This is a genomic window from Micropruina sonneratiae (assembly GCF_025972045.1).
GTDB classification, from domain to species: domain Bacteria; phylum Actinomycetota; class Actinomycetes; order Propionibacteriales; family Propionibacteriaceae; genus Micropruina; species Micropruina sonneratiae.
Genome location: NZ_JAPDHX010000005.1, coordinates 132,295 through 146,300, shown reverse-complemented (window position 1 = coordinate 146,300; position 14,006 = coordinate 132,295). Strand labels below are relative to the sequence as shown.

Below are 14,006 nucleotides of genomic sequence, written 5' to 3'. Positions count from 1 at the left end.
CCCCGGGGTGACGGGACCGCGATACGAGGGCTGCGATGACCGGTGCCGGACCGCTCAGGGCAGCGGCTCTGGCTGCTTCCGGGTGATCAGCGGCGGCAGCGGGGGCAGGTACGGCCTCAACACCCGCACGCCGGCCGCGGCCGCGACCACCAGGCCGGCCAGCACCGGCAGCGCCGCGACCACCAGCCGGCCGTCGAGCCGATAGGACGCCGCGGCCCCCAGCAGCGCCACGACGGCCACCGCGGCCAGCGCGATCAGCAGGTTGCGCAGCGATGTCCGGACCCAGGGCAGTTGCAGCGCCAGCCAGCCCAGGGCGACCACCGCGAGCGGGGCAAGAGCCAGCAGCCACGAACCGCCGAGTCGCCACCACTGCAGCAGGCTGATCGCCAGCACCACGACGGTGGCGCCGACCAACCACAGCGCCGCCGACCTGACCGAGCCGGACGCCGCCGCGCGCTGCGCCACCAGGTCGTCGGCGGGCGTCGCCCAGGCGTCCACCCCTCGCCACCAGCCGCCGGCGGCGGCGAGCCGGCTCCGGCCGTCGCGACCGGCCAGCCGCGCCACCAGCGTCCAGCCGACGTCGACGCCCACCACGAGCAGGGGCGCGATCACCATCGCCGGCGAGGCGTTGGCCAGCCAGGCGTAGTAGCCGACCGCGCAGGCCAGCGCGGCGAGCATCGGGCCGAGCAGCCGGTCGACGAGTCCCGCCGGCGGCGTCCAGACCAGCAACGGCAGCAACGCCGCGACCAGCACCAGCAGCAGGGTCTGCAGACCCGGGTTCGGTAGGCCGGACGCGATCAGCAGCAGGTACAGCGAGCCCAGCACGCCCAGCACGATCGGCGTCCGGTGCGCCCCGGAGCGCTGCGCGGCGCCGACGGCGAACACGACGATGTTGAACCCCAGGACGCCGACCACGGTGGCCATCACCGCCCCGGACGCGAACAGGTCGCCCCGGCGCCACTCGAACACCATCGTCGCGAAGATCACCACGCCCTGCACCAGCAGCCGCCAGACCCAGTGCACGCCGCGCACCGACAGCGCGGCCTCGGCCAGGGCCAGCAGGGTCGCCGGCAGCATCACGATCAGCACCAGGCTGGTGGCTGCGCCGAAGCCCCACAGGGTGGTCACGCCGACTCCCGCACCCAGCAGCAGGGCCAGCCCCGAGACGGCCAGCGGCCGGGAACTCCGCTGCCGGGAGGCCCACAGCAGCAAGCCCGCCGAGACCCCGAGCGCCAGCAGGCAGGCGATGACGACAGCCACGGTGCTCACCTCAACTCACCTTGACCCCGAAGATTTTCTGGTCGTAGCTGGCGACCACGATCATGTTGTCGAAGGCCGCCACCGACGCCTCGACGTTGGCCCCCAGCGAGATCGACGTGTAGTCGCGACCGGTGGTGGGGTCGAACAGGTGCAGCAGCCCGGCCGAGTCGCCGAAGACGCCGTACTCGTGCCCGTCCGCGCCGTGGATCAGCACCGGCGAACTCCACGAGTAGTGCTCCAGGTTGCGTTGCCACACCACCTGGCCCGTCTGCCGGTCCAGGGCGACCATGGTGCCCTCCGAGGGTGCGGTGGTCTTGCCGACGTTGAAGATCACCAGATCGGACGCCTCACCCTGGCCGAGCAGCGGGGTGGACAGTAGCCCACCCTTGACGTGAAAGTCGAAGTAGGCGGGGACGTCGTACTCCCACATCACCTCCCCGGTCAGCCCGTCGACCTTGCGCAGGTTCGTCACCTGGTTGCGCCGGTCGTCGCCACGCCAGCCCACCGTGTTGCCGGTGTACAGGTACGGACGCCCGGTCGAGTCGTCCAGCACCGGGGTTGAGTCGGTGTTGTCGACCAGGGCGTGCGCCCACACCACCTCGAGCGTCCGGGCGTCCCAGCAGATCAGGTTGCCGTCGTTGTCGGTGGCCCACATCAGGTTCTTCCAGGCCACCGCGGACGATTCGATGCCGTACTGCCGGCTCACCGGCGTCCGGTAGGTCATCTTGGTCAGTTTCGGGTCGACCGAGACGGTGCCCTTGTCGGGGTCGTATTCGGCGTTCAGCTTGGCCTTGTAGATGATGCCGTTCTCGCCCGGCTCGATCAGGGTGTCGGAGTGGCGGTCGACCAGCGCGGAGGAGTCGAACGCCCCCCACCCCTCGGGATCCTTGCGGTGCGACACCTCGTCGGTGCCGCTGATCGAGGCGACCTGCGTGTTCTTGATCAGGTCGAAGATCCGGTACTCCCAGGGGCCGTCGGTCTCGGTGCCGTTCTCGTTCAGCCCCTGCCCGGCGTACAGCAACGGGTAGCCGCGCGGGTCGACCGAGCCGGTGCCCTTGAAGCCCCAGCCGGCGTCGATCGGATCCTTCGTGGTGCTGCCGTCGGCGAGGCTGAGCCGGTACACGTGGCCGTCGAAGACCGGGTAGATGACCTCGACGAAGTTCTGGTCGGCGATCTGTGCCGCGCTCAGGCCCATCGCCTTCTTGGTCTGTTCGGGCCACTTCACCAGCAGCGGCTGGCCGGTCCAGCCGGCACCCGGGAACGAGTAGCCGTCGGCGGTGACGACGCCCACGTCGTGGGTCCAGGCGATCTCGAGCTTCTTGTCGGTGATCTGGGCCGTGCCGTACGAGGGTGCCGAGCGCGCGTTGTTGCCGCGCCAGGCCAACACCCCGGGAATCTCGGTGTACTCGCTGCCCGAACCCCAGGCCACCTCACGTTTGGGGTCGTAGCCGTCGATCACGGTGCTGTCCTGGTCGTACACCCGCCAGGTGATGTCGCCGCTCGCCCCGATCATCGGACGCCAGAAGCCGCCGTCACCGAGGGCGGCCGGCGCCTGGTAGCCGGGCAGGCTGGTCAGCGGGACGCTGGACCGCTGGGTGACAACCGTGCCCGGGGGATGCCCGGCGTTGGGACGATCACCGACGCTGATCGGGTCACTGCCCGAGCAGGCGACCAGCGTCACCGACAAACCCAGGGCCACCGCCACCAGGGCGGGGGTGCGTCGCCCACGCCGCCGGGCGGTCGGACTCTTTCCGGGGTTTGCGGAGCTCACCATGACACCGTACGGGCGCGGCCGGGCGGCAGCCCGTGAGCGCGCCGGGGGACGGCTACTTCCAGAGGGTCGCGATGCCGAAGGCGGCCGCCATGCACCCCATGCCGACCAGCACGTTCCAGCCGCCCAGGTCACTCATGAACGGAATGCGGTGACCGGCGATGTAGTAGACGACCAGCCACAGCACGCCGAGCAGGCCGACGGTGATGAACGTGGGCGGAACCCAGCGACGGCTGCCCGGTGCGGCCACCCTGCGCTGGCGCTCCTTGCGCGCCTCGGCCGCCGTTTCGGCACTCGTCTGCTTTTTTTTCTCCGCGGCCTTCTTGCGGATGCTGGACTCCGGCATGGCGGACAGCTTACCGGGCGCCGTCGGGTGTGGCCCAACCGGCAGCGGGACGCCTCCTAGACTCACCTGCATGAAGCGACGGCTGGCACGGGCCCGGCACCGGCTGCGCCGCGCGTCCGGCCGGTCCCGCGAGGTGCGGATCGGACGCCGCGCGGTCAGCGTCGGCGTGTGCGTGCTGGCCGGCTTCATGATCGCCACCAGCGCCATCAACGCCGGCGGCGGTGATCTGCGCCCCGACCGGAACACCGACCTGGCCGGGCTGATCCGCTCCGAGACCGAACGCAACGCCGAGTTGGCGCAACGGGTCGCGCAGCTGCGCGGCGAGGTGGACGCCCTGGCCAGGACGGACGACGCCGGTGTCGACCAGGCCGCCCTGGGGGCCGCCGCCGAGGTGGCCGGGCAGACATCCGTGAAGGGGCCGGCGGTGGTGGTGACGCTGGACGACGCGCCCAGCGGCGTCCAGCCCCCGGGGGTCGACGCCGAGCTGCTGGTGGTGCACCAGCAGGACATCCAGTCGGTCGTGAACGCGCTGTGGAGCGGCGGCGCCGAGGCGATGACCATTCAGGGCCAGCGGGTCACGTCGCGCACCGGGGTGAAGTGCGTCGGCAACTCGGTGGTGCTGCACGGCGTCCCCTACGCCCCGCCGTACGAGATCGCCGCGATCGGCGACCAGGACAGGCTCGAGCAGGCGCTGGCCGACTCGCGTGCGGTGCAGGTCTACCGGCAGTACGTGACCGCCTACGGCCTGGGCTACGACCAGCGCCGGGAGGTGTCGGTGACCATGCCCGCCTACCTCGGCAGCCTCGACATCGAGGCGAAACGGATCGGCTGAGACCGGCCGTCGTCGATGGGGGAGAATGTGCGGCATGGCCCGCATCCTGGTGATCGACAACTACGACTCGTTCGTCTACAACCTGGTCCAGTACCTGGCTCAGTTGGGCGCCGAGGTCGAGGTGTGGCGCAACGACGACCCGCGGTTCGCCGACGAGCGCTGGGCCGACGGCTATGACGGGGTGCTGATCTCGCCCGGGCCCGGGACGCCCGAGTCTGCCGGGGTGTGCATCGACGTGGTGCGCAGCCACGGCGGCAGGGTGCCCATCTTCGGGGTGTGCCTCGGCTTGCAGTCCATCTCGGTCGCCTACGGCGGCGTGGTGAACCGTGCGCCCGAGTTGCTGCACGGCAAGACCTCGGAGGTGTTCCACTCCGGGCAGGGCGTGTTCGCCGGCCTGCCCAGCCCGATCACCACCACCCGGTATCACTCGCTCGCCCTCGACCCCGACACCGTGCCCGACGAGCTCGAGGTGACGGCGACCACCGCGTCCGGGGTGATCATGGCGGTGCGGCACCGCACCCTGAAGGTCGAGTCGGTGCAGTTCCACCCCGAGTCGGTACTGACCGAGGGCGGCTACCAGATGCTCGCCAACTGGCTCGCCACCTGCGGGGACGCCGGCGCCCCCGAGCGGGCGAAGGGGCTCACGCCCCTGATGGCGCTGCGCTGAGGTCGCCTGCCGGTGGTGTCGCCGACGCCGTCCGCACACCAGTGGGGCCTGTAGGGTTCGAACGATTTGTGGCGCCCGGGATGTCGAGATCGGTGCCGGCCGATGGGTCGGCTGTTGGCTTTCGGGTTGTAACCCTGCATGGGGGAGGGTTTCCCTTCATCGGACGCCGTTGTCGAGACCGGTACGCCGCCCGGGGCGGGACACGGGCGCTGTAACCCTGCATGGGGGAGGGTTTCCCTTCATCGGACGCCGTTGTCGAGACCGGTACGCCGCCCGGGCCGGGACTCGGCGCCGAATCCGCTCAGGCGGCCGATGCCCCTCGTCGCACCGCGCGATTCAGGGCGGCTGTCACCCGTGCATGCAGCACCTTGAGCGTGCCGAGCAACTCGTCGGTGACCCGAACCACCTCCCAGCCGAGATTGCGCAGGTCGTCCTCCCTGACCTTCTCGTTGATCAGTGCCCCGTCCTCGTCGTATTTCGCGCGGCCGTCGGTCTCGATGAGCACGCTGGTGCCCTCGATCAGGCCGTCGGCGCGGTAGCGGGTTCCGGGCACGGTGAACTGTGGGATGAGATGCCAGCCCCACCGGTCGAAGGTGAGCGCGGTGCGCGATTCCAGCGGTGACTCGCGCCGGCCATCCCCGAGTCGTCGCACCTGCTCGGCCCGGCCGTATCCGGGCCACGTCCGCAAGGCGTGCAGCGCCTGTTCCAGGTCATCGGGAACCAGCAGCCCGCGGCGCAGTGCGGCGTCGTAGGCCATCAACCCGGACTCCGCCGAGAGCAGGGCCGTCTGCGCGATCGCCAGCGCGGGATCGAGGCTGGTGTAGTCACCCACCTTCTTGTGGAGTGACAACCCGGCCCGGTGCTGCCCAGGCCCGGGCGTCGTCCGCATCAGGTGGACGACGCCCCAGTGCACCCGGTGCACCGGAAGCTGCAGGTGCACCGCTGCGGAGTAGTGGCTCGGCACGACGCCCGTCCGTTCCCGGAGTTCCACCTGCACCATGAGCCGGTGACGGTCCTCGGGCCAGTTGATCGGCTGGGCCGTGTACCAGCCCCGTTTCAGCCGGCGGATCGCCTGGCCCTTGAGCGCGACCCGCAGGTCGGCGTCCGAGACCCCCACCCGGTGCGCCTCGACGGTGGTGAACAGCGGAAGGGTGAGCAGTTCCTGCGGCAACATCGCCACATCATGCGGCGTGGATCGTCAGTGGGCCAGGCACAGTCGTCCGCCTGTGGATAACCTTCGGTCGGCTGTGATGACGGTTGTTGTCGTGAACCCCACAGGTGGTGTCAGTGGTGGTGTCGGACGCGGCCGTCGACGCGAACCGATGTCGAGATCGCCGCCAAGTGGACGGTTGGGTGTCGGATTTCGTGCTGTGACTCCGCATCGGTAGCGGTTTGTCCCCAACGGACGCCGATGTCGAGATCGGCCGCCCCCCGGAAACCACCGAGGCCGGCCAAGACCAGCAGACCGGACGCCGATGTCGAGATCGGCCGCCCCCCGGAAACCACCGAGGCCGGACAAGACCAGCAGACCGGACGCCTTCCCCACCAGGTACACCCCGGAACGCGCTGCCGGCCGGCACGAATCAGCCTGAGGGTCAGCCTGTCGGTTCGGGCTCGGGCGACTCGGAGGTCTCGGTCGGCGTCGGTGTGGGCGTCGGGTCGGGCTCGGGGGCCTTGGCCAGCACCAGCTTGATCGTGGCGCTGAACTTGGCGGTCTCCCCCGAGGCCGGCGACTGCTTGAACACCTGACCGGCCGGTAGTTCGGTGGTCTCCTCCTCGGAGAACGTCACCTCGGTGAAGCCGGCCCGCTCGGCCTGCGCCTGGGCGGCCGCCTTCGTCTGGCCGTAGAAGTTGGGGACGGTTCCGGTGCCCGGGGCGTAGAAGATCGTGATCTGGGTGTCCAGCGGCACCGTGACCCCGCCGGTCGGGTTGACGCTGGTCACCGAGTTCGCCTTGGCCGAGGTGGCCCGTGGGTCCTCCTCGCGGTCGATGTTGGTGAACCCGAGGTCCGTCAGGGCGGTCTCGGCGGCCTTGGCGGTCTTGCCGACCAGATCGGTGGGAATCGTCGCCTTCTTGGGGCCGACGTTGACCTGGATGCTGACCGTGGAGCCCTTCTCGACGTTCACCCCGGCGATCGGGTCCTGACCGATCACCTTGCCGACGGTGGCGTCGTCGGGGCCGGCGACCTCTTCGACATCGACCAGCAGGCCGGCCTCGGTGAGCATCGACTCGGCCAGGTCGCGGCTGCGGTCGGTCACGTTCGGGACGGCAACCGTCTCGACCCGGGTGCCGGGGTTCATCACCAGGTAGGTGCCCACCCCCAGCGCGACCACGACCAGGAAGGCGACCAGTCCCCACACCCAGCCCCGGCGTTTCGCAGAGGAGGGATCCTCCACCGCCCGCTGCGGCGTCGTCGACCCGGTCTCCTCGAGGGTCCCGGTCGCGGCAGTGGCAGGCTGGACGGGTGCGCTGGGCAGCACCCGGGTGGCGGCCGCGGCGGACGCGGGCACGGTCGCGGCCGTCGGAGTGACGGCGTGCACGGCCTGCCCGTTCAGCAGCCGGTTGATGTCGTCGCGCATCTCGGACGCCGACTGGTACCGGTCAGCGGGGTCCTTGGCCAGCGCCTTCAGCACGATGGCGTCCATGTCGTCGGACACCATCGGGTCGAGTTGGCCAGGCGGCACCGGATTCTCCCGGACGTGCTGGTAGGCCACCGAGACCGGCGAATCGCCGCGGAACGGCGGATGCCCGACCAGCAGTTCGTACAGCAGGCAGCCGGCCGAGTAGATGTCCGAGCGGGCATCGACCGTCTCGCCGCGGGCCTGCTCGGGGGAGAGGTACTGCGCGGTGCCGATCACCGCGGCGGTCTGCGTCATGGTGGCGGAGGTGTCGGCCACCGCGCGGGCGATGCCGAAGTCCATCACCTTGACCCGGCCGCTGTTGGTCAGCATCACGTTGGCCGGCTTGATGTCGCGGTGCACGATGCCGGCCCGGTGCGAGTAGGCCAGGGCGTCCAGCACCCCGGCGGTGAACTCCAGGGCGCGGTCGGGCAGGATCTTGCGCCCGTCGCGCAGCAGCTCGCGCAGCGTGTGCCCCTCGACGAGCTCCATCACGATGTACGGCACCGAGACCCCGGTCTCGGAGTCGGTCTCCTCGCCGGTGTCGTAGACGGCGACGATGTTGGGGTGGTTGAGCCCGGCCGAGGCCTGCGCCTCGCGCCGGAACCGGGCCTGGAAGGTGGGGTCGCCGGCCAGGTCGGTGCGCAGCAGCTTCACCGCCACCTGCCGGCCCAGCCTGGTGTCGCGGGCGCGGCGCACCTGCGCCATGCCCCCTCGGCCCAGCGGACTACCCAATTCGTAGCGGCCCCCGAGCACCCTGGGTTCGTCACCCATGCGGTCGTCCCTTCCTCGAAGCGTCCATTGTGGCCGATGGCGTCCGGTCGGTCATCGCAGTGCCTCGATCACGGCCTTGGCGATGGGGGCCGCGACCCGGCCACCGGCCACGTCGGTGTTGGGCATCTCCGCATCCTGGACGAACACGGCCACGGCGACGCTCGGGTCCTCGGCCCAGGCGATGAACCAGGCGTACGGCGTCCGCACGTTGTCGGAGTTGGCGGTGCCGGTCTTGCCGCCGACCGTCACCCCGGAGATCTGCGCCCGCCAGCCGGTGCCGTTCTGCACGACGCCGATCATCATCTGCTTCAGCTTGGCGGCGTCGGCCGAGCTGGTCGCCACCCGGAGCTGGGACGGGCGGGTCTGGCTGAGCACCTGCAGGTCGGCCGAACGCACCGACTCGACCAGATAGGGCTGCATCACCACGCCGTCGTTGGCGACCGCCGCGGCCACCATCGCCATCTGCAGCGGGGTGGCCGCCACGTCGTAGCCGCCGATCGCGGCCAGGCCGGTCTGGGGGGTGTCGATCTCGTCCGGGAACCGGCTGGCCACCGAGCCGATGTCGGACAGCGGCTTGGTGCCGAAGCCGAACTTCTCCGCCTGGTCGCGCAGGGCGTCCGCACCGAGCTTGACGCCCAGCCGGGCGAAGGCGGAGTTGCAGGACAGCTCGAGCGCGCGCTTCAGGGTCTGGCTGTCGCCGCAGGTGGTCGAGATCGTGGTGTTGGTGCCGGGCAGCTTGTACGACGAGGTGTCCAGCTGGCTGTCCGGCTCGTAACCGGCGTCGAGCGCGGCCGCCGACACGATCACCTTGAACGTGGAGCCGGGCGGGAAGATCTCCCGGGTGGCCCGGTTCGACAGCGGCTTGTCGTCGTCGGCGTTGAGCTTCTTCCACGCCTTCTGCGAGTCGGACAGGTCGTGCGTGGCCAGGTCGCTGGGATCGAAGGACGGCGAGGAGACCATCGCCTTGATCGCGCCGGTGCTGGGGTCGAGCGCGACGACGGCGCCCTTGAGGTCGCCGAGGGCCTGGGCGGCGGCCCGCTGCGCCTTGGCGTTGAGGGTGGTCTGCACGCTCGCACCCTTGGGCTTGGCGCCGGTGGCCAGCGCGATCAGCCGGTTCACGAACTGGGAGTCGTCGTTGCCGGACAGCTGCGCGCCGTAGGTCTGCTCGAGTTCGGACGAACCGAACAGGTAGCTGAAGTAGCCGGTGACGGGCGCGTACAGCTCGCCGCCGGGATAGGTGCGCTGGAACTTGAACTGGTCCTTGCTCTGGACGGTTTCGGCGACCGCGGTGTTGCCGACCATGATCGCGCCGCGGTCCTGGGCGAAGGCGGCGTCGGTGACCCTGCGGTTCTGCGCGTTCGCGTTCAGCGAGTCCTGGCGGACGAGGTAGCTGACACACACGTTGACCAGCAACGCCAGGGTCATCAGCATGGCGACGAAGGCGACGCGTCGGATCGGGCGGTTCACGGCTGCCTCCACAGGGGCCGGTCGTCGCCGGGTGCCGACCGGGTCGGCAGGGCGGTGGTCGGCTCGTTCGGGTCGGCTCCGGTCGGCAGGGCCGTAGTCGGTTCGTCCGCACCCGCACCCGCACCCGCCCCGGTTCCGGTCGGTAGGGCGGTGGTCGGCTCGTCGGCGCCGCCGGGTGCCGGGATCGCGGCGGTGGGTTCGGCGTCCTGCTGGTCGGGCAGCGGGTCGTCGGCGCTCAGCGGGGTGTCGCCGAACGTCGGTTCGGGACGCGGCTGGGCCGCCCGGCTGGGCACCGCGATCACCTGGGTGGTGTCGTGGGCCAGCGACTGCTGCGGCTCCTCAGCCGCCGTCCGTGGACGCCGCACCCGGTGGGTGACGACCAGCAGCAGCGCGATCATTGCGTAGTTGGCGACCAGCGACGAGCCGCCCTGGGAGACGAACGGGGTGGTCAGGCCGGTCAGCGGCAACAGCCTGGTGACGCCGCCGATGATGGCGAACACCTGCAGTGCGAACACGAACGACAAACCGGCGGCGAGCAGCTTGCTGAAGGGTTCCCGAGCGGTGAGTGCCGTGCGCAGGCCGCGCATCACGATCACCCCGTAGATCACGATGATCGCCATCAGCCCGGCCACGCCGAGTTCCTCACCCAGCGCCGCGGCGATGAAGTCGTTCTTGGCCAACGGGGTCAGGTTGGGGCGTCCCAGCCCCCAGCCGGTGCCGAACAGACCGCCCCAGGCCATCCCGAACTGGCCCTGGATGATCTGGTAGTTCTGGTCCCAGTTGGCGAACGGGTTCAACCAGGCCGACACCCGGGTCTGGACGTGGCCGTAGGTCAGCCAGCCGACGAAGGCGCCACCCAGGAACAGCAGGGTGCCCAGGATCGGCCAGCTCGGCCGTTCGGTGGCGACGTAGAGCATCATCACGAACAGGCCGAAGAACAGCAGCGAGGTGCCCAGGTCCTTCTGGAAGATCAGCACGGCCAGGCTGGACAGCCACATGACGATGATCGGCCCGAGGTCGCGCGGTCGGGGCAGGTCGATGCCGAGGAAGCGTGCGCCGGCCAGGGCCAGCACGTCCTTCTTCTCCACCAGGTAGGACGCGAACGCGACGGTCAGCACGATCTTGGCCAGCTCGGCGGGCTGGAAGCTGTAGGGGCCGAGCTTGATCCAGATCCGGGCGCCGTGGTTCTCGAACCCGATCACGGGCAGCAGCGGCATCATCAGGATTGCCATGCCGGCCAGGAACATGAGGTACGGGAAGCGCTGCAGCTTGCGATGGTCCTTCAGCAGGAACAGCACGGCGATGAACACCGCCACCGAGATGGCCGTCCAGGTCAGCTGCAGTTCGGCCGAGTGCATCCGCTTCGAGCCGCCCAGGTCGAGCCGGTAGATCATCGCCAGCCCGAAGCCGTTGAGCGTGTACACCAGCGGGAACAGCAACGGGTCGGCGTAGGGCGCCCGCAGCCGGATCACCACATGCGCGGCCAGCCCGATCGCCACGTAGAGCCCGACGCCCCAGTAGAAGTCGCCGGGGAGTTCGCCGTCGACGTTCAGGCTCACCAGCGCGTAGCCCGCGACGGCGAGGCCCATCCCCATGATGAGCATCACCAGTTCGACCCCGCGCCGCTTACGGAAGACGACCACTTCGCCCATCGTCAACAGTCCTCGGGCGCCTTGGGCGTGGTGTCGGCGGTCGGTGTCGGGGTTCCGCTGGGGCTGCCGGTGGGCGAGGTCGTGATCGTGCCCGACGCGGTCGGGGTGCCGGACGCCGTGCTGCCGGACCTGCTGGCGCTCGGGGTCGGTGAGGGTGTGGTGCTCGCGTTGGCGCGCTCCTCGCGCTGTTGGATACAGCGCACCGCGAGGTCGTGCAGGTGCTCGGTCGTACTGGCCGCCGCCTCGAGGTCGGGCACCACGATCGCGTTGCGGACCTGGTCCTGGTAGTAGAGCGGCAGGTCGCTCACCTTGGTGTTGTGCACCTCCAGCACGCTACTGAGGCTGATCCCGAGCACCTTGTCGGGGACGCCGCGGAAGACGGTGACCAGGTCGTTGTTGTCGCCCACGTAGTACTTGGTCTGGACGAAGGAGTACCAGCCGAACAGGCCGCCGCCGATCACCATCAGCGGCAGCACGATGCCCAGCACCACCTTCACCCACGCCTTGGCCCGGCCCTTGGTGGTGGGCTGGTAGCGCGCGCGTTCGGCGTCCTCGGCGGAGAGTTCGGCGGCGCTGCCGTCGACCGGCAGTGGGCGGGTGTCCTCGGCCTCCTGCAGCGGGGCGTCCACATCGATCTCGGTTGCGGCGCCGAGCAGCATGGTGGGCCCGGGCTCGGCGTCGGCGACCACGTCGGCGAGGATGATCGTGACGTTGTCCAGACCGCCCTCGTCGTAGGCGATCTTCACCAACTGGTCGATGACCTGCTCGCGGTCCTCACCGCCGATGACGGCCTCGATCGCGTCGTCGGTGACCATGCCACACAACCCGTCGGAGCAGATCAGGTAGCGGTCGCCCTCGGCGATGTCGGCGAGTTCGAGGTCGGGGGAGTGGGTCGGCTGTCCGTTGAGCACCTTGAGGATCAACGAGCGGTGCGGATGCACCAGCGCCTCGGCCTCGGTGATCCGCCCGTCGTCGACCAGGGTCTGCACCCACGAGTGGTCGCGGGTGATCCGCTCGAAGACGCCGTCGCGCAGCCGGTAGGCGCGAGAGTCGCCGATGTTCGCCACGGCCAGCTGCTCACCGTCGAACAGGACGCCGCACACCGTGGTGCCCATGCCGTCCAGGGCTGGGTCGAGCGCGACCAGGTCACGGATCCGGTCGTTGGCCCGGGCGATCGCGCCGCCCACCACCTCGAGCATGTCGGAGCCCGCGAAGTCGCCGTCGGTCTCACGCAGCTCGTCGATCGCCACCGCGGACGCCAGATCGCCCGCCGCGGCGCCGCCCATACCGTCGGCCACCATCAGCATCGACGGCGACACGTAGGCGGAGTCCTGGTTGTTCTTGCGCACCAAGCCGATCTCGGACCGGGCGACGTAGGCCAATGTGAGCGCCATCGGCTACTTCTCCACGACCATCAGGGTGCGGCCGATCCGCAGGGTGTCCGCGGTGCCGAACGGAGTGGAGACGCTGATCCGCTCGTTGTTGACGTAGGTGCCGTTGGTGGAGCCGAGATCCTCGACCACGTAACCGTTGTCGGTGCGCACGATCTGGGCGTGCCGGGTCGAGACGTAGTCGTCGTCGAGCACGAGCTGGCAGTCGGCGGCCCGGCCGATCTTGATCCCCTCGCCGAGCGGGAGGGTCAGCCCCTCCTGCTTGCCGCGGGTGATCCGCAGGGTGCTGGGCACCTTCTTCGCGGGCCGGGTGCCGCGCCGCTTCTGCTTCTTCAGTTCCGCCACCGGCTGCAACTCGCCGACCTCGTTGGTGGCGAACTTGCGGCCGAACATGTCGGTGCGGATGACGTTGCCGACGAAGAGCACGAACAGCCACAACAGGGCGAGGAACAGCAGCTTGAGGGCGAGGACGACGAGGTCTGACATCGCGGCCTCAGACGTCGTGGCCGGGGGAGGTGATCGTCAGCCGGGTGGAGCCGATCTCGATCCGGCTGCCGGCAGAGACCTCGGCGTGCCGGACGCGCTGGCCGTCGACCACGATGCCGTTGGTCGAGCCCAGATCCTCGATGGCGAGGCGCAGCCGGTCACCCTCACCCGAGACGTTGATCCGGGCGTGCTTGCGCGAGACGCCGGGATCGTTGATCCGCAGGTCGGCCTCGGTGCCTCGCCCGATCACCAGGCCGGGCGGGTTCAGCGGGTGCCGGATGCCGTTCACCTCGACCACCAGGCTGGCCCGCCGGATCTGGGTCGAGGACGCCGAGGCGTCCACCCCTGCGACGGCGGCGCTCGAGACGGTGAACCGGCCGGTCGGCAGCGACTCGTCCAGCTCGTAGTCGATGGTGACCGGGCCGTTGAAGATGTAGCCCTTGTTGGAGGCGTATTCGTTGAGCTGCGGGATCACCTCGGAGTTGAGCATCTTGCTGTACGGGGCGAGCCGGTCATAGTCGTGCGAGGACAACTGGACGGTGAAGTCGTTGGGCACCAAGCGGCGCTCGCGGGTGAGCAGCTTCGCCTCGGAGTCGAGTTCGCGCTGCAGCCGGGCGGTGATCTCGACGGGCTGCACGTCGCCCTTGAACGCGCGCGCGAAGACGCCGTTCACCGCGCCCTCAAGCTTTTTCTCAACGCGATCGAAGACTCCCATGCGCCCCAGAGTAGTGGAACGGTTGTC

At 69.9% G+C, this 14,006-nt stretch carries 11 protein-coding genes and 1 pseudogene; 2 read left to right on the top strand and 10 right to left on the bottom strand.

Translation table 11 applies throughout. From position 1 onward, the window contains the following. Positions 1 to 54: 54 nt before the first annotated feature. From OIE40_RS13660 to OIE40_RS13650, 3 genes are read right to left on the bottom strand one after another with little or no spacing between them, the layout of a single operon-like run. Complete coding sequence (locus OIE40_RS13660) at positions 55 to 1,269, bottom strand: hypothetical protein (RefSeq protein WP_264703092.1); 1,215 nt, start codon at positions 1,267 to 1,269, stop codon at positions 55 to 57. 1 nt (position 1,270) lies between these two features. Continuing rightward, positions 1,271 to 3,031, bottom strand: coding sequence for an outer membrane protein assembly factor BamB family protein (locus OIE40_RS13655; RefSeq protein ID WP_264703091.1), 1,761 nt, complete (start codon positions 3,029 to 3,031; stop codon positions 1,271 to 1,273). Positions 3,032 to 3,086: 55 nt separating this feature from the next. Next, positions 3,087 to 3,377: a cell division protein CrgA gene (locus OIE40_RS13650; protein WP_264703090.1), complete on the bottom strand. Its 291-nt coding sequence runs from the start codon at positions 3,375 to 3,377 to the stop codon at positions 3,087 to 3,089. Positions 3,378 to 3,447: 70 nt separating this feature from the next. On the opposite strand from OIE40_RS13650, the gene OIE40_RS13645 reads away from it, so the two are divergent. Both OIE40_RS13645 and OIE40_RS13640 read left to right on the top strand, forming a co-directional pair. Then, positions 3,448 to 4,209, top strand: a complete 762-nt coding sequence (locus OIE40_RS13645; protein WP_264703089.1) for a DUF881 domain-containing protein — start codon at positions 3,448 to 3,450, stop codon at positions 4,207 to 4,209. Between the two features lie 34 nt (positions 4,210 to 4,243). Then, a complete protein-coding gene (locus OIE40_RS13640) occupies positions 4,244 to 4,876 on the top strand; it encodes an aminodeoxychorismate/anthranilate synthase component II (protein WP_264703088.1) in 633 nt (210 codons plus the stop codon). Positions 4,877 to 5,177: 301 nt separating this feature from the next. On the opposite strand, the gene OIE40_RS13635 is transcribed toward OIE40_RS13640, so the two are convergent. From OIE40_RS13635 to OIE40_RS13605, 7 genes and pseudogenes are all read right to left on the bottom strand, one after another. Beyond that, positions 5,178 to 6,050: a hypothetical protein gene (locus tag OIE40_RS13635; protein WP_264703087.1), complete on the bottom strand. Its 873-nt coding sequence runs from the start codon at positions 6,048 to 6,050 to the stop codon at positions 5,178 to 5,180. A gap of 421 nt (positions 6,051 to 6,471) precedes the next feature. Beyond that, on the bottom strand, positions 6,472 to 8,268 hold the full coding sequence (gene pknB, locus OIE40_RS13630; RefSeq protein ID WP_264703085.1) for a Stk1 family PASTA domain-containing Ser/Thr kinase: 1,797 nt from the start codon (positions 8,266 to 8,268) through the stop codon (positions 6,472 to 6,474). 51 nt (positions 8,269 to 8,319) lie between these two features. After that, entirely contained in the window at positions 8,320 to 9,735 is a 1,416-nt protein-coding gene (locus OIE40_RS13625; protein ID WP_264703083.1) for a peptidoglycan D,D-transpeptidase FtsI family protein, read from the bottom strand. A 308-nt stretch (positions 9,736 to 10,043) separates the two neighbouring features. Then, positions 10,044 to 11,387 (bottom strand): annotated as a pseudogene (locus tag OIE40_RS13620) (FtsW/RodA/SpoVE family cell cycle protein); the annotation flags it as partial. Positions 11,388 to 11,389: 2 nt separating this feature from the next. Further along, positions 11,390 to 12,781, bottom strand: coding sequence for a PP2C family protein-serine/threonine phosphatase (locus OIE40_RS13615; RefSeq protein WP_264703080.1), 1,392 nt, complete (start codon positions 12,779 to 12,781; stop codon positions 11,390 to 11,392). Positions 12,782 to 12,784: 3 nt separating this feature from the next. Next, complete coding sequence (locus OIE40_RS13610) at positions 12,785 to 13,264, bottom strand: FHA domain-containing protein FhaB/FipA (protein ID WP_264703079.1); 480 nt, start codon at positions 13,262 to 13,264, stop codon at positions 12,785 to 12,787. A 7-nt stretch (positions 13,265 to 13,271) separates the two neighbouring features. After that, positions 13,272 to 13,979: an FHA domain-containing protein gene (locus OIE40_RS13605; protein ID WP_264703077.1), complete on the bottom strand. Its 708-nt coding sequence runs from the start codon at positions 13,977 to 13,979 to the stop codon at positions 13,272 to 13,274. Between the last annotated feature and the right edge of the window lie 27 nt (positions 13,980 to 14,006).

What these genes read in the sequence shown, in the direction of transcription:
- OIE40_RS13650 (WP_264703090.1), bottom strand. Translation starts at nt 3,377, where the DNA reads ATGCCGGAGTCCAGCATCCGCAAGAAGGCCGCGGAGAAAAAAAAGCAG.
- OIE40_RS13645 (WP_264703089.1), top strand. Translation starts at nt 3,448, where the DNA reads ATGAAGCGACGGCTGGCACGGGCCCGGCACCGGCTGCGCCGCGCGTCC.
- OIE40_RS13640 (WP_264703088.1), top strand. Translation starts at nt 4,244, where the DNA reads ATGGCCCGCATCCTGGTGATCGACAACTACGACTCGTTCGTCTACAAC.
- OIE40_RS13635 (WP_264703087.1), bottom strand. Translation starts at nt 6,050, where the DNA reads ATGTTGCCGCAGGAACTGCTCACCCTTCCGCTGTTCACCACCGTCGAG.
- pknB (WP_264703085.1), bottom strand. Translation starts at nt 8,268, where the DNA reads ATGGGTGACGAACCCAGGGTGCTCGGGGGCCGCTACGAATTGGGTAGT.
- OIE40_RS13615 (WP_264703080.1), bottom strand. Translation starts at nt 12,781, where the DNA reads ATGGCGCTCACATTGGCCTACGTCGCCCGGTCCGAGATCGGCTTGGTG.
- OIE40_RS13610 (WP_264703079.1), bottom strand. Translation starts at nt 13,264, where the DNA reads ATGTCAGACCTCGTCGTCCTCGCCCTCAAGCTGCTGTTCCTCGCCCTG.
- OIE40_RS13605 (WP_264703077.1), bottom strand. Translation starts at nt 13,979, where the DNA reads ATGGGAGTCTTCGATCGCGTTGAGAAAAAGCTTGAGGGCGCGGTGAAC.